18 protein-coding genes are annotated in these 17,362 nt (G+C 54.9%); 7 read left to right on the top strand and 11 right to left on the bottom strand.

The window, feature by feature from the left end; genetic code table 11:
• Positions 1-33 precede the first annotated feature (33 nt).
• A complete protein-coding gene (locus tag Q1A20_RS20170; protein ID WP_299408573.1) occupies positions 34-723 on the top strand; it encodes a winged helix-turn-helix domain-containing protein in 690 nt (229 codons plus the stop codon).
• Between the two features lie 81 nt (positions 724-804).
• Here the strand turns inward: Q1A20_RS20170 and Q1A20_RS20175 are convergent, their stop codons facing one another.
• The 4 genes from Q1A20_RS20175 to Q1A20_RS20190 are packed head-to-tail and all read right to left on the bottom strand — an operon-like array spanning position 805 to position 4,686.
• Positions 805-2,295: a caspase family protein gene (locus tag Q1A20_RS20175; RefSeq protein WP_299408575.1), complete on the bottom strand. Its 1,491-nt coding sequence runs from the start codon at positions 2,293-2,295 to the stop codon at positions 805-807.
• Positions 2,296-2,317: 22 nt separating this feature from the next.
• A complete protein-coding gene (locus Q1A20_RS26155; protein ID WP_366142103.1) occupies positions 2,318-2,866 on the bottom strand; it encodes an OmpA family protein in 549 nt (182 codons plus the stop codon).
• Positions 2,867-2,905: 39 nt separating this feature from the next.
• Positions 2,906-3,979, bottom strand: a complete 1,074-nt coding sequence (locus Q1A20_RS20185; RefSeq protein WP_299918351.1) for a hypothetical protein — start codon at positions 3,977-3,979, stop codon at positions 2,906-2,908.
• A gap of 11 nt (positions 3,980-3,990) precedes the next feature.
• Positions 3,991-4,686: a hypothetical protein gene (locus Q1A20_RS20190; RefSeq protein WP_299918352.1), complete on the bottom strand. Its 696-nt coding sequence runs from the start codon at positions 4,684-4,686 to the stop codon at positions 3,991-3,993.
• Between the two features lie 71 nt (positions 4,687-4,757).
• Between Q1A20_RS20190 and Q1A20_RS20195 the strand changes: the two genes are divergently transcribed.
• Genes Q1A20_RS20195 through Q1A20_RS20215 form a run of 5 tightly spaced genes read left to right on the top strand, consistent with a single transcriptional unit; the run spans position 4,758 to position 10,137 of the window.
• On the top strand, positions 4,758-5,597 hold the full coding sequence (locus tag Q1A20_RS20195) for a hypothetical protein (RefSeq protein WP_299918353.1): 840 nt from the start codon (positions 4,758-4,760) through the stop codon (positions 5,595-5,597).
• A gap of 40 nt (positions 5,598-5,637) precedes the next feature.
• Entirely contained in the window at positions 5,638-6,618 is a 981-nt protein-coding gene (locus tag Q1A20_RS20200) for a TAXI family TRAP transporter solute-binding subunit (protein WP_299918478.1), read from the top strand.
• A gap of 5 nt (positions 6,619-6,623) precedes the next feature.
• Positions 6,624-8,009, top strand: a complete 1,386-nt coding sequence (locus tag Q1A20_RS20205) for a caspase family protein (RefSeq protein ID WP_299918355.1) — start codon at positions 6,624-6,626, stop codon at positions 8,007-8,009.
• Positions 8,010-8,019: 10 nt separating this feature from the next.
• A complete protein-coding gene (locus Q1A20_RS20210; RefSeq protein WP_299918357.1) occupies positions 8,020-8,823 on the top strand; it encodes a hypothetical protein in 804 nt (267 codons plus the stop codon).
• A 33-nt stretch (positions 8,824-8,856) separates the two neighbouring features.
• Positions 8,857-10,137, top strand: coding sequence for a hypothetical protein (locus Q1A20_RS20215; protein WP_299918360.1), 1,281 nt, complete (start codon positions 8,857-8,859; stop codon positions 10,135-10,137).
• A 669-nt stretch (positions 10,138-10,806) separates the two neighbouring features.
• Here Q1A20_RS20215 and Q1A20_RS20220 read toward each other — a convergent pair.
• The 4 genes from Q1A20_RS20220 to Q1A20_RS20235 form a co-directional block, all read right to left on the bottom strand.
• Positions 10,807-12,033: an FAD-dependent oxidoreductase gene (locus Q1A20_RS20220; RefSeq protein ID WP_299918363.1), complete on the bottom strand. Its 1,227-nt coding sequence runs from the start codon at positions 12,031-12,033 to the stop codon at positions 10,807-10,809.
• A 27-nt stretch (positions 12,034-12,060) separates the two neighbouring features.
• A complete protein-coding gene (locus Q1A20_RS20225; protein ID WP_299918366.1) occupies positions 12,061-12,897 on the bottom strand; it encodes a sterol desaturase family protein in 837 nt (278 codons plus the stop codon).
• The gene (locus Q1A20_RS20230) at positions 12,894-13,451 is read right to left on the bottom strand and encodes a TetR/AcrR family transcriptional regulator (protein WP_299408598.1); all 558 of its coding nucleotides are present in this window, start codon (positions 13,449-13,451) and stop codon (positions 12,894-12,896) included. Before Q1A20_RS20230 ends, Q1A20_RS20225 begins: the two co-directional genes overlap by 4 nt.
• Positions 13,452-13,842: 391 nt before the next feature.
• Positions 13,843-14,667 carry an EamA family transporter gene (locus Q1A20_RS20235; RefSeq protein WP_299408600.1) on the bottom strand — a complete coding sequence of 275 codons (825 nt, stop codon included), beginning with the start codon at positions 14,665-14,667 and terminating at the stop codon, positions 13,843-13,845.
• Between the two features lie 188 nt (positions 14,668-14,855).
• On the opposite strand from Q1A20_RS20235, the gene Q1A20_RS20240 reads away from it, so the two are divergent.
• Positions 14,856-15,359: an Lrp/AsnC family transcriptional regulator gene (locus Q1A20_RS20240; RefSeq protein WP_299408603.1), complete on the top strand. Its 504-nt coding sequence runs from the start codon at positions 14,856-14,858 to the stop codon at positions 15,357-15,359.
• A 164-nt stretch (positions 15,360-15,523) separates the two neighbouring features.
• Here Q1A20_RS20240 and Q1A20_RS20245 read toward each other — a convergent pair whose 3' ends face one another.
• The 3 genes from Q1A20_RS20245 to Q1A20_RS20255 are packed head-to-tail and all read right to left on the bottom strand — an operon-like array spanning position 15,524 to position 17,040.
• A complete protein-coding gene (locus Q1A20_RS20245) occupies positions 15,524-16,225 on the bottom strand; it encodes a DNA alkylation repair protein (protein WP_299408605.1) in 702 nt (233 codons plus the stop codon).
• Between the two features lie 15 nt (positions 16,226-16,240).
• Positions 16,241-16,711, bottom strand: coding sequence for an SRPBCC family protein (locus tag Q1A20_RS20250; protein WP_299408608.1), 471 nt, complete (start codon positions 16,709-16,711; stop codon positions 16,241-16,243).
• Positions 16,708-17,040: a metalloregulator ArsR/SmtB family transcription factor gene (locus Q1A20_RS20255; protein ID WP_299408611.1), complete on the bottom strand. Its 333-nt coding sequence runs from the start codon at positions 17,038-17,040 to the stop codon at positions 16,708-16,710. Before Q1A20_RS20255 ends, Q1A20_RS20250 begins: the two co-directional genes overlap by 4 nt.
• Positions 17,041-17,362: the final 322 nt, after the last annotated feature.

Consider the following 17,362-nt stretch of genomic DNA (forward strand, 5'->3'; position numbering starts at 1 on the left):
GATTGCATTGAACGGTTCGATTAAGGTCGAATTATGAAAGAAGGACCTGATATCGCCCGCATCGCCGCTTTGATCGGTGATCCCGCGCGCGCCAACATGCTGACGGCGTTGATGACCGGCAAGGCGCTGACCGCGACCGAACTGGCCGCAGAGGCGGGGATCACCAACCAAACCGCAAGCTCGCATCTGGCCAAGCTCGACGCGGGTGGATTGCTGAAACCGCTGAAGCAGGGACGGCATAAATACTTCTCTCTGGCCAATGACGACGTGGCGCAGGTTTTGGAAGGGTTGATGGGCTTGGCGGCCAAATCGGGGCATTTGCGGACCCGCACGGGCCCCAAGGACGCCTCCTTGCGCAAGGCACGCGTCTGCTACAATCACCTCGCGGGTGATATGGGCATTCGGATGTTTGACAGCTTCATGGCGCGCGGGTTTCTCGAAACTGCGGACGAGGCTTTGCTGTTGACCGAAAGCGGCAGCGCTTTTGCCGAGCGGTTTGGGATTGATGTCGCGACCCTGCGTTCTGCAAAGTCGCCCCTGTGCAAGGAATGCCTGGATTGGAGCGCCCGCCGGTCCCATCTGGCAGGCAGCTTGGGGCGCGCGATCTTGTCTCAAATTGAAAGCCGCGGCTGGGCCAGACGCGCACCAAACAGCCGGGCGGTGATCTTCACCCCTCCCGGCGAAAAGGCATTTGAGGCGGAATTCACCCTGAAGACGGGGTGAGTGCCAAAGGGATATGCTGTTGTCGCTTTGAGCCTTGCGTGGAAAGCGAACAGTGCCGCTCTCCACGCGTTTTTTAGAGGCCTATTTGGCCAAAATCGTGCCAATCGCGACGCCGAGCAATGCGGCACCAAGATTGCCATTGTTGTTATTGTTCGACTTTCTGCTCGTGCCCTTCCGAGCCGTCGCTTGCGGTGCGACATAGGGAGTGTAGCGCCCCTCGGTTTCCGAGACCAATAGCTGGTACTGCGGGCGGTTCAGGTAGCCGGTCGGTGTCAGCCCTTTGCTAAGCTGCCAATTCGTGATGCCGGTGCGGGTTTTTCCGCCCCATTTCCCATCAACGCCGCCAACGTTATTGCCGGTTGCATTCAAGCGCGCTTGAATGTTGCCCCGGAGGGTCCGATCCAGATCGAGCTGAGCTTCGGTTGCCTGGTTCGCGGGCAAACTGCGCAAGGAAGCCGATATGGGCAGTACCAGAGGACCGGCCTCGTTGATTGCAGCGCTTCTGGAGTTTTGCGCCGAGTTCACGGCCGGTTGTTGCGTACGGGCGGCGGCAACCTCAAACCCGCCATTTCCCGAGCCTTCGAGCTTCCGGATCATGCGCCGGGCGTTGTTGGCATAGAGCCCCTGCGGGAAGCTCTCAAGATAGGCGCGATAATCCTCCGCATCGCCGGTGTCACGGGCCAGATCGAACAGCATCTTCTGCTCTTCCAGCATCCGACCTGCAACCGGGGCCGTGGCGGTTGCACTTGCGCTTGCGGTCACGTCGTTCTGGATCGGCTGCACACGGTTGACAGGGTTCAACATTACCGGACCGGTCAGGGAAACGTTCAGCCACGGGCGTTGCTGCTCTTCGGTGGCGTTATAGACATCACCGGTGACCCGGGTGAAGACTTCCGCGATGTCGGTGTTTTCAGCATCCAGATGCCGCAAGAGGGCGGACGTAAAGGGCGAGTTCACACCTTCTCCGTCCAGCGCCACCTGACCGGGGCTGGTGGCGAATGCAATGGCCATGCCTTTGCCGCCGGTGTGCACTTTCATTTCTGCAAGACCATTTTGCACCGCGGCGGACCGGGTGCTGCCCAGCGAGCGGGTCAGGTTTGCCGACAATGGATTGTCGCGGCAGGCGTCAAGAAACACCAGGTTGACAGCATCTGACAAGGACATCTGACGGGTTACGAAATCCACCGGTACAGCCTCGAAGTCCAGCGAGGTCTCGTCAGCGAACTCGGCGTCTACCGGTACCAGATAATTCACCCCCTCCACGGCCATGCCATGCCCTGCATAAAAGAAGATGTTGACGTCGCTGCTCCGGGACGCGCGACTGAAATCGCGCAGGAGCCGTTCCATCCCGATCTTATCGAGATCAAATCCCGTGTAGGTCTCAAACCCCAAAGACTGAAGCTTCGAGGTCATGGCCTTGGCGTCATTGACCGGGTTTGCCAGTGGCGCCGCATGCATATATGCGCCATTGCCGATGACCAAAGCGATTTTGCGCTCGGTTGATGCGTTTGCCGTCATTGCTGCTGCAAAAAGGACAATGCAAGCCGTAAAAATGAATCTCAGTTTGTGCATTTGGTTTCTCCTTACGCTCGCATTACGACAGCGGTTCAAGATTGATGATTTCGACACGCCGGTTCAGCGGGTTCATGATGTTGGTCGGGTCCATTGGGCGGGAAATGCCATAGCCCAGCGGAATGAGCTGGCTGGCGGGCACTTCGTAAAAGCTCGTCAAATGCTCCACGACCGTTTGCGCGCGGCGCTCCGAAAGTGTTTGGTTATACGCGACATCACCGCGACCGTCGGTATGTCCGACCACCTGAAACGTCATACGGGCAAGCCGCGGGTCCAGCAGGGCCTTTGCGAGAGAACGCAATGCGATCATACCGTCGGTTGTCAGATTAGCAGACCCAAGATCGAAGTTAACGGTCAGGCTGACCGATGGCAGATCCACGGTGGGCGGCAACGGCCCCTGAATATTTATCCCGCGTTTGGCGACAGAAGACATGGATCGCACTGTCGGACCAGTGTTTTGCGGCACCAGCTGTCCAATAATGCTCTGGCTGTCGAAGAAACTCTGCGCGCTCGCCTGTTGCGGCGGCAACAGCAGCAGAGCAAATACAAAAACTAGTATTTTGGATCGCATGACATTTTCTCCTTATATGTGTGCACAGTCGGGAATGAATTATGGAACAACAGTGAGGTGCAGGACCTCGGCGGAAATCTCACGGCGGCCACGGGACAGGCTGTACTCGTCCTCAAGGCTTTCTCTCAGTAGCTGCAGGTAAAGGGCATGATCCACGTCGCGATCAAATGCACCTGTCGCGCCACGCTCCAGAGCCTCAAGCGCGTCGATCGGACTGCGTGAGGCGATCCCGATGATGGCTTCGGTGCCAGCCGGGGCAGAGGCGGTATAGGTCTGTCTGCCGTCGCGACCGTCACCAAACCGCAAAACTGTGCCGGGCGGATGCTGTTCGCGTATCAGAGATCGTCGCGGCGCCAGATTGACCACGGCGCCGTTCGCCTGCAGATAAGCAAGATAGAAAAAGCTGTAGAAATCCGGCGTCTCTATCTCGAAAGCAAGGCTTTCCTCAAAGGCGATCCTCGTTTTGTTGGATAGCATCCGTATCTTGGGCCGATCCTTCGAGCTGAGCGGCAGCTCCAGCGCCTCAAGCGCCGAACAAACCGGGAAGGGGCGTTCGATCACATTGGCGACCGTCGCTGCCCCAAACTTTGCTTTCAGCTCTTCCGCATCCACTGCGTCCTTGACGTGACCATCCAAAGTCAGGCGACCATCGGGGTTCATCACCCAAAAGAGATTGGAACACTCAATTGGAAGTTCGAAACGCACGCGGGGGACGATGTTTCTTGCGCATGTCACAAGGCGCTGTTTCGTCTGCTCGTCACCGCGCGCCAGGTTCGGAACTGCAACTGCTGTAAATTCGTCCTGGCAACCACGATCCGCTTCCAGAACCAAAGGGTGATCCGCGATATCGCGCGCCACATCCGGCACAATTGCAGAACTGCCCGCCTGTCTTATCGTTGCATTGCGCCCGGTAATCGTGGAGCGCTGCAGTTCGGTTTCCCAGGCTGAAAGCGCGGCTTCTGTATCATCGATGGCTTTTTGCATTTCGATGATTTTCCGATTGGCCTCATTCACCATGCCGGAAATAGCACGCAGCGCATCGGTTTGCTGCGAAACGACCGCAGTGGGGAGGAGCAACAGGCCGATCAATGCGGCGCGCTCCAATACCCTCATAGGTTTCGATATCACTCGCACCACTGCGTGGCCTCTCTGTAGCTTCTCATGCTGATCCGAAAACTGCTGAGGCTTTGGCGCGCGCGCGCATACCGCGCGTCGATGTCCAACGGGCTTCCATCTGCTTCTGCCACGCCGTCATCCGGCCAGCAGGTCTCAAGATGGTAGACCATGTCGCTGAGTTGAGGGCGGGAGACAACATTCAATTGCGACTGTGACTCCTCGAGCATGCCTCGCATGAAACCGGGGCAACTGCCCTGGTCGTATTGTTCTTTCAACCCTGTGAACGAGACCATTGTTGCGGAAACCTTACCAACAATGTCTTCCAGATTGTTGAAATAGGCATCCAGTTCAGCCGGAGTGTTATGTCCGTATTCGCTATCCAGAAAACACAGCGGGTTTAATCTCAGGCGTGTCCCCGACTGGATGGCCGCAACCTGTGTTTCATCATCTCTCTCGACACTTGTTGCCGGTGCCAACCCGTTGGCTGAGGCACCGAATTGCAGCAATTCAACTTGCTGACTGATATCTTCGATGATGCCATCTATTTCGGTCATGTCGAGCAAGGACATCTGGGTTTCAATTGCCGGTTGTGCCGTTGCGGGGATCGCAAAAGCCAACAAAGCAAAAATGCTTTTTATCGCTGCCAGACGAATCAACATGAAATATCCACGCCACCCCCCAAATGGATGAAATAAAAGAATCAATTGTCAAATTTCATTAACTCTACAATATTCTTAAGAAGTAGGTGCGGCAAATTATTTGATGGCTTTGTAACGTGGTTTTAAAAATGATTACTCGAGCGTGCGTAACAGGAGCAATTATTGCTACTTTACCGGGACTTGGTGCGCGTGCTGATAGCCTTCTGGACAGTTTCCAATCGCCCTTCGAAAACTTCGATTGCTCTTCCGCGCCGGTGCTCGAAAGATTGAAATTCGATGGCTGTCAATTTGGCTATCTCACGTTCGATCTGCCGACCTATCTTGAGGAGCGCAAGGCAGCGCAAGCGGCCCGGGTTGAGGAAGAAGAAGCTCGGGTCTGGGCATGGTTTGCCGGGCCGCCCACAACTGAGGATTGCGCCTTGTTGCCGGCGCTTGAGCGGGCGAAGTTCAGTGAGCAATGCGATCCACAGACCGCAAGCACTGATGCGCTCAGCCTGTTTCAATGGGAACTTGAGCGGTTGCGGGGACAGCGTGACAGCCTCGCGTCCCGTATATCCAGCCTCAGGCAGGAGTATGAGCGCTTGCAGGCGCGTCAGGAAACCATTGGCTTCAGCCCAAGGGCTTCTGAGGTGGCATTCGCCGACTTCACGGCTGTTTTGGCCGCGCTGGATGCGAAACTGTTGCAGGTCGAGGCGATCACGCGGTTATCGCTTGAATTGGAACGCCAATCTGACCTGCCGTTTGGCCAGGTGCGGCAGCTTTCGCTGGTGCTTGCGCCAGCAAATGTCGTGATGACTGCGGACGCAGATGGTGTGGAAGAATTGGGTAAAACAGCAGCGGATGGGGACCAGGTTATCGTAATCGATGCCGATACCGATATTGCCTCAAGCCTGCTTCTTGTGCACCCTGAACTGGGTTTGGTCTATGCAAACAAGGCCGATTTTTATGCGGATTAAGGGAAATACGATGTCATTTAAGTGCTTTGGACGTAGGCTCATGCGCAGCGTTTTGTTGATGGGGCAGGCGCTGGTACTGGCGTCCGCCACCAGTCTGGCAGCCAGTGATCAGGATGACGAGCTCTTCCTGACGATTACCGCAGGCTCGCAGAACGGGACCTACTATCGTTTTGCACAGGAAATAGCTGAAATGCTCCCAGGTGTTCGCTTTGAAATTGTCACCAGTGAAGGTTCAGTTCAAAACCTGCGTCGGCTCATCGGGTACGAAGGGCAGGCCGAACAACAGTTTTTCCAACTGGCTTTGGTGCAAGCTGATGTGCTGGATCAATTACGTTCTCGTGCGGCCGGAAATGGTGTGCTTGAAAGCATTGTCGACCGTATCAAGGTGGTGATGCCGCTTTATGGCGAAGAAATTCATATATACGCGGAGCGCAATCGCGAGCTGAATACCATCGAAGATATCATCACGCAGGATGTCATCGTGAACGCAGGTGGCGAAAAAAGTGGCACAAACCTCACCGCGCGCTGGCTGTTTGAACAGCTTGGATATGCAGACGCGACCCAGGATTGGACGAATTTTTCAACAGAGGCTGGATTGCCCGCGATGGGAGCTGGCTACGATATTCTGTTTGATGTGTCCGGTGCGCCGAGTTCCACAGGGAGTTCAATTCAGGAAAGCCAGGAACTCAAACTGATCCCGATCACAGAGTATGGAACGCTGCTGGAAAGTCAGGAATCGCCTTATCGAACCGCCGTTCTGACGCCTAAACAATATCCTTGGCTCACACGTGATGTGCCAACGCTGGCTGTTTCCGCCCTGTTGGTGACCTTCGACTATGACGAAAACAATCCCTATTGCGACCTTATCGAGCGCCTGACCCGCGCAATTGCCGATGGGTTGGCTGCACGTCAGGACCCCACCACCAACAGCCACCCGAAATGGCGGGAAGTCGATCTGGTGAATGCGGGCAATCGCAGGGATGTCTACAAATGCGCCCAGCGGGCGCTGAACGGGCGCTGATTGGCATGGATGTTCTGGGGTTCGATAGGGTAAGGCGCACGCTTTGGGTGGCTTGTGCTGCTTTGTTGCTGAGCTCCCTTTCTGCTGCGGGACAGAGCGCACCCGATCGTTTCGCCTTTATCGTGGGAAACAACGCCTACGAGCGGCGGGCAAATGGGGATATCATCGAAAACTCCCGGTTCAATCTCTTCACCCCGCGCAATGATGCGGTGCGCTACGCTGAGGTGATGGAACGCTTGGGTTGGGAAGTGCTGAACGAGTCCCTAGCGGACCGGTCTAACACCAGCTTGCAAAATGATTTGGATGCCGCGGCAAAACAGATAACGGCGGGTTCCGAAGTTGTTTTCATTTTCAACGGCCATGGGTTTTCGGAAAACGGCAAGAACTATCTCGTTGGTGTCCCTGATGACGGCGAGCGATACAATACGATTGCGGATATGCGCGCGGGGTCGATAGACTTGGAAGGGGTGATTGACCGGCTGTCACTTGCTGGGCCCTCACGCATCATTCTGCTCATCAACGCCTGCGGCGACGAACCTTTGGTCAGCGATGCATCAATCGCGCCGGCAAAGCCAAATTTTGACAATACCGTCTCGGAAATCCTTGTGTTGTACAGTTCGTCCCCCCGCGGGATCGCCTATGACTACATCGATAATGATGAAACACAAAACATCGTACGGAACACGGAAAGCGATAGGACAGACCTGAGTTTGGATGCCGAAGAATCCGACCTTCTCCTGTCTGTTTTCGGTCGGGTGTTTATTCCGCAAATGGAGGAAAACAGGCCATTGCTGAACATCTTTACGGATGCGCGGCTTGATGTTGAACGGTTGAGTGCCAGGGCGGCATCTTCGCGCGATCTGCCCAACCGGCAGGGGCTGCAAATCCCACATGTTCTTTTCGACACGATAAATGGCCAATTTAACCTGGCTGACGTTTCAAAGACGGCAGTGGACAGTGCAAGATTTGCCGATTGGCGCATCTACCCGCCCGCGTGCCGATTTAACGTCGAAGATCGACAGGAAGCTTTGCAGCTGCGGTCAGAAGGGCGCCTTGGCAGCAGCGCCGAAGGGAGATCTATCCAAGCCTGTTTGCTCGCGGCGGCGCTTGGGGACCTTGGTATTGAAAAACTGGCGTTTGACAGTGACCGAAACGGTGTTGTGGTTGCATTAAGTGGGCCGGATTCCCCGTTTCGTAATGGCGATCTGATCCAGATGGCAAATGTGAAGCCAGCCGGTGAGCGCCGCGAACGCTTTAATTTCCGCTCACTGGATGTTTTTGGTGATATGCTTGCACAACATTATTTTGTCGAAGGTAGCAATATTACGTTTGCCTGGCGCCGTAGCGACGGCAGCTTGCCTGCATCCGGATTTGAATCTCGCAATTTTTGAAAGGCTCACGATGAAATATCTGATTGCCACACTGTTTTTAGCATTCGCAACGACACCGGTGCTTGCACAATTCAAGACCTTGGATGTTGTCGGCGAAATTGAGCTCAAAGCGACCATAGACGAACGCGATCCAACGATGTCGGGGTCACTTGAGCACCGCGTTTCAATGAAGACGCTGTTTGCAGCTTTTCAATTGTTTGATGGCAAAAACCAAGACACCATTCAAATGAAGGATCTGGATGTTGTGCAGATTGCCGTTCCAGAAAGCACTGACAAAGACGCAAAAATTTGCACCGAGATAAAGACGATAAACGGATTTTATTCGGCCTTCGGCTTTGGCGACGAATTGATTGATAATGGGTCCGACAAAACCAAAGATGTTAAAATTACAGCAGAGCACAGCGACCGTATTGACGGTGACTATAGTGAAGACATGCTGCTGCTGCGCAGCTATGTGGCATATGACTGCCTGAAGCGTCGCAGCTCGTACTTTGTTCCGATGAAGGTCAGCGAAGACCCGGATACATTTCTGGCGGTTTTCGAAATCGGCAATGCCTCGGTGGAGGCCAAATTGTTCGGCGTTTCCGGTCAAGGTCCTGTTGCATCGTCAGACCACTTGCTGAATTTTGAGTGCACCACCACAAAGCGGGTAAAGTCTGGGTATGATTGCACTTTTCCTTTAGGGCATAAGGACATGCGGCCATTCAAGATGTATGAAGTCAGATTGATCGTGACGAGACCAACAAGCAAAGAGCCGAAGACGTTTCGCGCCCGATTTGCGCTGCCACCAGAGTATCAGGGGCCAAGAAGCTAGATTGCGTCACAGTCATTCCACCCGGAGACGAGTATGCGAAACGGGCTAAAAAATCGTGTCGCCTGGGCGAAACAGTGCTTGGGGCAACAAAAGGTAAAATTCTTCTTTTGTCGTATCACACCGATCCTCACCATCCTCGTTTCGTTGGTGACTGTGCCGCTCTTGATCGCAATTGTTTTATTTGCTTTTGCACCAACCAAGGGTGGGCTTTACATTATTGGCGCCGAAACCAGCCGGATACAGTATCAGGTTAACTCCCCCGAGCGCGCGCGCATGATGCTTTATGGCGTAAACGTCAAGATCGGGAATTCTTTCGTCGTCAGAACTGGCGACTTTCCGAAACTGGACAATATGGGTCCTACCGAGATCGCAGTCCCAAACCCGCCAGAACACTGTTTTTGGGGAGAGTTGTCCCCATTGAATAAAACGTTCGTCGAGTTGAGTGTTGAAAAGGGTGTTCAACAGCTGCGGTTGTTCGCGGACCCGATGTCGCCAATAGAAAGTCAAGGTCCCTTGGCAACACTTACCCTGCCTGGCATCGATTTCAAGATTGAAGGTCAGGAAGAGGAGGGGAGCAGGGACGACAGCTTGGTTCTGGACGATCAACCCTTGCTCGAAGATATCGTTCTGGCAGGTGAGATTCAGATCACGCCTGCTCCTGAATGCAACATGAACGGCTTGACAGCCCGCGTCTTCGGTTTTCCGACCCGTGGTTTTGCCACCCTTGCCGAACCTGCCTACATTGATGGGCCAGGCGAGCTGGGTCGGCGCTCTATCGCTACAAAAAGAGTGGAAAAAACGGTTGATTGGCTCGGGATATTGCGTGCCAGTCCTGTCACGACCGTCGCGGGCGATCTTGACTATGTATCGGGTGAGGTAGAGGTCTTTGTTCGGCCGTTTTTTTGCACTGAAAAGATCGTTCAACTTTTGGGCCCAAAGGAAAAAAGAACCGGATGCAAGGATATCTACCGGCTGGACAGTGAGCCGCTCAAAATTCCTTCTGGGTCCGCCATCAGGGGGATTGTCCGCGCCGACCGACAAGATGAGACATCTGTGCTTTATGGGCAGGTGTATTTTGATGGGGCGGTTTACCAGGTCAGTGGTTCGACTGAGGCGGAGGGCCTTGAAATGCTCCGCCCCGGCAGCGGCGCGACAAGAGAGAGCAGCAACGTTTTGTCGGTTTCTCTGTTGGAGCGCGTTGCCTTGGAACCACTGCTAATCATCCTCACGACGGCCTTTTTTACCCTGCTGGGCATCCTCGTAGGCATCCTGCAAATTGAGAACGACAAACCAGACAGTAAAGGATCATCCTGATCACAACGCGTGTGGCATCTTGCGTCTTGTGATCTGAATTTCTGAGATATTCGCCGTTGAGGGTCTGCTGGCTGGTTTGGCTGTGAAAGAAGCGCTGTTCGGGTAGCCATGGTCGGAACGGCTCATGTATCTCATGGGAAGCCGTGGCTCGAATTGATGGTCCCTTGTGGTTTGAACAGAAGAGAAATGACCGTAAATCGACACGTCAAACTCTCTGCTTCCCGATAATTGGCCGCTTATCTCCTGTTTTTGATGTGGTTAGCTCCCGTCGTGCTTGGCCCGTTTTCATTCTTCGACCGCGCGGCGTCGCTTTCTATCGTGTTGACGTCGGCGAACCATGGGGGTGATCGGTACGCATTCCAGGCGCCGCAAAATTCGGTTCGCCAGCTGCGTTTCGAGGGCTCGGCCATCGGAACTCGTCTTGCACTTGATTGGGCGTCACCGGCAAGCCGGATGCGCGGAGTTCACCCGTGCGAACTTGGAGGCCGACGTGGATGGTTGAAGATTGCAGCGCCCCGCCATCAAGGCCAGTCGCGACCCGCTTGCTCCACTGAGCCGCAAGGAATTGATCGCCAGCAGCTCGCATTCGCCACGACCGGGGCGCCGGATAGACAAATGGTGCCGCAGCCGAGTTTGATCCAAGCAAGCTGCGTGTTTTGCAAGTTATCGCTACCGAACAATATGATATGCAGCGTCGAGGGTTCGCAGCGCTCGGTCGACAACTTCGGCATCAGTTAACCTAGCCAAATCCCGGGCAGGTTGGGCACCATTGAAGGCCATGATCACCGGCTGCCCCGTGTAAGGATAGAGGTTAAGCCATTGGTTGAACTGGCCCTGTGGCAAACCGTTCTCGGGTGTCGCGACCCAAGTGACGTCCGCGTCCCAAAAGGCATCATCATAGCGCAAGTAGAGCTTGTACAGAACGCCCATCCCCAGGTTCGCTATTGCGTCTTGTTTTTCTTCGGGCAATGACGGGGTGAAGGATATCATACCCTGCTTCAAAACGCCCAAAGGAACGGTGATCATGACCGCGTCGAATGTGGCACTTTGCCTGTCCAAGTCTTGCAGGTGAACACCGTCCTCGCCGATTTCGACTTTGGTCACAGTACGACCAAGCTGAGTGTCAAAGTCGGCTGAGAACGTATCGAGTAGTTGCACATAGCCTCCCGGGAAGATGACGTCTTCGCCACCGTAATCAGTGTCTCGCCAATAGGCCAGAATATTGATTTCTTCGCTATCGGCTCCGGCGCTGTGTTGAACTGACAGGACGTTTTCGAGCCAGTCGGGTGCATCGCTATCTCGAATTCTGCGACCATCTCCGCCACGGATGATGTAGCTATCAGTCGTCGCTTGCGTTGTGATGGCATGCTCATCAGCAAGCTGGACCAGTGGATTGCTGTTCGTGCCGTGTATCCAACTGGCTCCCAAATCGAGAGCTGTACCAAGACGGCTATCCGTCCATATCCGCCCTCCAATACGCTCGCGCGCCTCCAAGACCGTAACGGCGTGTCCCTGCTTCGCCAGCGCATTCGCAGCGGCAAGGCCGCTTATGCCCGCCCCGATGATTCCGACCGTCTTTGCGCTTGTCTCGAAGATTGCATCAGCCGCGATGATCCCAGATTCATAGGCGGCATGAACCGTGCTGTTGTATGAAGGATGCGTGGCTTCGCCAGCAAAGAATAGTCGGTTCCCAACCGAGCGGCCCAGGGCCACATGATCTCTTCTCCAAGATCCCTTCGCCAAATATGAATAAGATCCGAAGCTATAGGGATCGCGGCTCCAATTTGTACGGATAAAGCCATTTGCGGTACGCGCGCTCTGTGCTGCTCCGGCCAAGGGAACAAAACCCGCCGCTAGAGTGCCCAAGGCGCTATTCAAGAAAAGTCGTCGGAGCATTTCGGGGCCTTCATTGTCAGTCTATGGTTACTTCTTGGGGTCCCATCCAGGCGGGCGAGACAAAATAGCAAGGGCCTCGCGCATGCTCTTCGAGTGACTAAGGTCTATGACGAGGCCCGGCCATTCCGAAAACCAAACCTTGATCGGGTTTTGGCTATTGAAGTCTCGCTTTAAGCCGTAGTGCGGGGTTTCTTCCTCAATCTGAAAGGTTCCCCAAATCCGATCCCAGATGATGAAGATCCCCCCGTAGTTCTTGTCCAGATACTTGTCGTCACAACCATGGTGGACCCGGTGGTGGGAGGGCGTGTTCAACACGTGCTCGAGCGGTCCCAGCTTGCCGATCAATTCCGTATGCAACCATGTTTGATACGCCAGCACAGCGATCACCCCTAAGATGATGGTTTCTGAAGCAAAGCCCATGAGGGCTAGCGGAACATGGGCGATCAGCGACCACACACCTTCGAACGGACCAAATCGGATACCCGTTATGATGTTCATATCGCGTGAAGAATGGTGCACTGCGTGCTGAGTCCAAAGCAGCCGTACTTCATGAGCTATCCGGTGCTCCCAGTAATACGTGATGTCCGCGAGCAGGACGACCAATACCAGGCTCCACCAGGTCACCGGGATCGTCCAAGGCAAACCCTGGGCAATGATCCAGTATATCCCGTAGGCTCCTGTGAGAATAAAGGTTTCGACCAGCAAATACGGGATTTGGGTCGACGCACTCGCCAGCATTTCACCGAACGTCTTTGCTTTGAACTCGCGCTTGAAGAGCAACTCCGCGATTTCGATCAACAAGATTGCGCCGCCGATGAGGAAGAATGCATCATCAATCTGAGTGGTTAAGCTTTCTACGTTCATTCTGCGCGTCCTTTCAATCCCTGTGAGAGTGTCCGCCAGGCCAGCTCTGCGGCTTGTTTCGGTGTCGCCTCGCCGGACCGGACAAGGGACCAGGCTGCGTAGATCAGGTTTTCATAGGCCTCGACGACCCATTCGGTTGGTACGTTTGGGTCGAAGGCGCCTTCTTTCTTAGCTTCGGTCACATCGCGTCGAAGCTCATCCAGGCTCGCATCGTAGGCGGCGGCAATCTCGGGGTCGGCCTCCAAGCCCTCGTTGGCAAGGAACCATTGGCGGTTCGCCAAAGGCACAATTGCAAACAGTGAAAGTCTAAAGCCCTCTTCATAGCTGATCGCGCTTGCCGTCGCCTGTGCGACAGCTTCTTCAAGTTCGGCCAAGGCAATCTTTGCTAAGGCGCGCATTAACTCGGGTCGTCCCGGAAAGTGGCGATGCAGCGTGGCGCGGCCAACACCAGCGCGCAGTGCCACATCGCCCAGCGAAGCGCCTTGGTTCTCCGAGAAAACCTCAAATGCGGCTTCTACGATGGCGTCTTGTGTCGTCGGTCGAATTTTGCTCATGAGACAGATATGTCTCATACGGGACTCGATTTCAACCCATTATGCAAACTCGTTTACTGGAAGCCTGTAAAGCCGCAGTGAATGAGTGTCTTGAACAGCGATCAGTGAGCAACCAAAGGCACAGACTTTGAGATCGCAATGAATGTTCGTAATACGAATTGCAAACGCAGCATTGGAACACCTTGCGCGAGCGTAGCTATGGGCCGGTGCACTCAACCTCTTCTTGCGTCCTCCGAAAGTACTCTTGGTAGATGGGGGGTGCTCTCACAGGACAGGCTACGGCGATGTTGTCTCACCGAAAGCATGTGCTGTAGATTTCTTGTCATCGCGATATTTGAGGGGGAGTTGCTTTATGCCTTCATTTTCTTTTGTCAAAAATGAAATTCTAGACCTAACCGGATTTGGGTTGGGCAGCATCCTCCGAACCAGGCGTCGGCGCGGGTTTATGGACCGCAACGCCGATCATGACGAGTACCACTCCCAACACATCCAGTGCGCTCGGGATCTGGCGCAGGACAATTACTCCGATAATCGTTGCTGTCGCGGGCAGGAGGGCCAGCAGTAAGGCGAAGCTGGCGCGTGGTAGACGCGCCATTGCGAGCTGGTCGCAGACGTAGGGGATGACAGAGGAACAGATACCGACCCCTATACCTGCCAGAACCAGCAAGGGGGCGCCGAAGGCATCGAGTGCTTGCAAAAATCCGATGGGCATTGCGAAGACGAAAGCCACCGTCATGGCAGCAGCCAGACGCTCCACGCCTCCCGACGCGCCGCCTTCGGAAATTCTATGCCCAAGAACTACATAGAGGACGAAGAGCGCGCCATTTAGCAGCGCCCAAAAAAGGCCAAGAAGATCGGATGTGAGCGTAGGCGCATCCGCTGCGAGGAGTGACGGCACATCGATCAACAGCGCAACGCCGATAATGGCGAAGGCAAGAGCGAGATAGTTGCGGCAGGTGCGCAAACCCCAAAGTGCGATCCCGATAGAGCCAACGAACTCGATCGTGGCGACCAGTGAAATCGGCAGTCGGTCGAGGGCGAGATAGAATGAGCTGTTCATTACTGCCAGGCAACCGCCCAGGGCCAACAAAAGCCCGCGCTCGCGCGGCGTTGATGTCTTGAATGTGCGCCACGGCTTTGTGATGGGCGCGAAAACAAGAGCTGCCGAGGCGATGCGGAACCATGCAACGCCAAGTACCCCGACAACCGGGAACAAGAGAACAGCGAAGGCAGGTCCGAGGTAGTGGAAAACGGCAGAAACACCAAACCATGCATGAGGTGGAAGGGCCTCGGAAATCCGTGACATAGCACCAGGGGCGGGTGCCAGGGTGGAATGCTGGGAGGCTTGATTTTTCATCAATCTACAATGCAAGGTGGTAGCGATGTATTATATGGAGATCAAATATGTCGATTGAGGAATTAGAAGCAGAAACGAAGGAAAATTATGCTGGATGCCTTCGATCTGAAGGAAGTATGCTTGATGGAATCGATGCGGCGATTCTACGCGAGCTTTGCGCAGACGCACGGATTCCGCGCGCGGAACTGTCTCGCCGTGTCGGCTTGTCGGCACCAAGCGTTGCTGATCGAGTGCGACGTTTAGAGGACGTTGGCATTATCACCGGGTATGGCGCTCGGATCGACCCGGCCCGCCTCGGTTATGGATTGACAATCCTGATCCGCGCACGACCTTTGCCAGGCGAAATGGGCAACATGATCGAGGCAATTCAGGACACGCTGCAGATCGTCGCCTGTGATCGCGTTTCAGGTGAGGATTGTTTCGTTGCCCGTGCGCATGTCCGCGATGTGGCCGAAATGGAAGCCGTCATCGACCGGATCGTGCCGTTTGGCGCGACGAACTCGTCAATCGTGCAGTCCTCACCCGTGCAAGAGCGGTTGGTACAGCTTTGATTTTCTGAGAGCCAATACTAACGCAGCCTTGGCGACGTGATGCTTCGCCCCGCGCAACGCGCGGCGGTTGCCCGGAAATACGCTTCAAAGCACCGAATGACCGGAGCGTGCCCAACCGGAGAACTCTTCGACAAGTGACGCAGTTGAGGTTTCGATGGCATCGCCTACCTTCTGACTTTCACTCCAAAAGCCTCCCTTTGATCCGATGAGAGGTGCATCGTGGAGGTTGCTATGGTCGATTTCGGCAGTCGATCTTTGTGCCGCATAAGAAATGCCACCAAAGCGTCCGGGTCCTTCTTACCGGCCTCGCGCGTCCACGAGCCGATGGCTTTCTGGACATATGTATCCTCATCATCGACCAGCGACCCGGCGATGCGGAATGTGTCGGATACATCCCCGCGTCGGATGAACGCAAATGTGCTGACCAAGGCAGTGCGTCGCTCATGCGGGTTCACCGAGTGCGCCAGGTGGTCGAGTATGGACCGGTCCTTGTCGCGTAAGTACTCGCCGATGACGTGCGGGGCAGCGCGGTCAACAAAGTCCCAATTGTTCAACCGGTCGTGGCGGCGAAGGTACAGATCAAACAGGGCTTTGCGGTCTTCGTCTGGCAATCGCTTTTTGCGCGCCTGAAAATCCATGACGGAGACAGCCGCCATGCGAACCTCGTAGCGAGGGTCGTCCAAAAGCGCGTCAATTTCCGAGAGTGGCAGCGCAACAAACGCCTTGGCGATTGGAAAGACCTTCGGCATCGGAACGCCCATGATCTGGGTGTTCGGATCATCGCCCTGAAAGAACCTGGCTACACAGTCGATCTTTTTTGGATCTGCCGCGTCCTCTAGTGCCGCTATGAGATCAGCTGCGTTCATATGAGACCGACCGCGCTAAACCGTCTCAGGAAGCAACGCATCAAGATTTATGTAACTGGCCTCAAGCCCCTCATCCATCGGTGTCTGCAACACCGCATCACGTGTGGCCTTGCTGTCATAGGTGAGACGCATGGCGACGGTCGTTCGGCCCTCATGTTCGGTAAAGGTCTGTTCAACCAGCGTCTTACTGTCAGGAGCGAAGTCGAATACCTCGGTGCAGACGAGACGTCGATTGTCCTCGATGTCTCGGTAAACGCCGTTGGCGCTCATCCGACCTTCGGACCATTCCCAGACGTAGCGATATGCGCCGCCCACCCGCAGATCAATGTCACATTCCGGCATAGTGTGGCCTGGCGGGCCCGTCAGCCAGCGCTTCACAAGGTCGGGTTCGGTATGTGCGCGCCAGACGAGGTGTCTTGGGGCGTCGAAGCTGCGGATAATCTTGATTGTCGTGTCCGTGGGACTACTCAACTTCAGAGGCTTCATTCCTTTTCCTCCTGATCCATGAGATCGGCCAATACATCATCAAGCCGCGCATAATTGGCATCCCAAATCACGCGATATTGCTCCAGCCAATCGCGAACAGCGTTGAACGGCTGAACTTCGATCTGTCTTGGCCGCGAGGTGCCTTTGATACGGGTCGAGATGAGCCCAGCATTCTCCAGGACCTTGAGGTGCCGGGAGATCGACGGTTGCGACATATCGAATGGCTCACTGAGCTGGTCGACCGTGGCTTCGCCCTCGACCAGGCGCGCAAGGATTGCTCTTCGCGTTGGGTCGGCCAGGGCTTTGAAAACGGTATCCAGCTTTTGCATGGTAGCCATAATATAACTGAATTGCTATATAGCAAGAGTGCTATTTTTTTAAATCATCTGCAATCTGAAATGGGCGACCATGAGAGTGATGCGATGACAAATACCGACAAACCGGCTCACTCACCGACCGGGAATCTATACATCCCAAAGGACGACGGCGATGCTCCCGTAAAAGCATATATCTCCGCCATGTCAGCATGGAAAAACGCGATTGGTATGCAGATCAATGAGACCGTTGAAACAGTCTTTCAGGAAGTCAGGAAAAAGGTTCGTTGGAACACGCCCTTCTTCGGAAAGCAGGATGGTCGGTTCCTCGCGATGT

The organism is uncultured Roseobacter sp., assembly GCF_947501835.1.
In the GTDB taxonomy this organism is placed as follows: Bacteria; Pseudomonadota; Alphaproteobacteria; order Rhodobacterales; family Rhodobacteraceae; genus Roseobacter.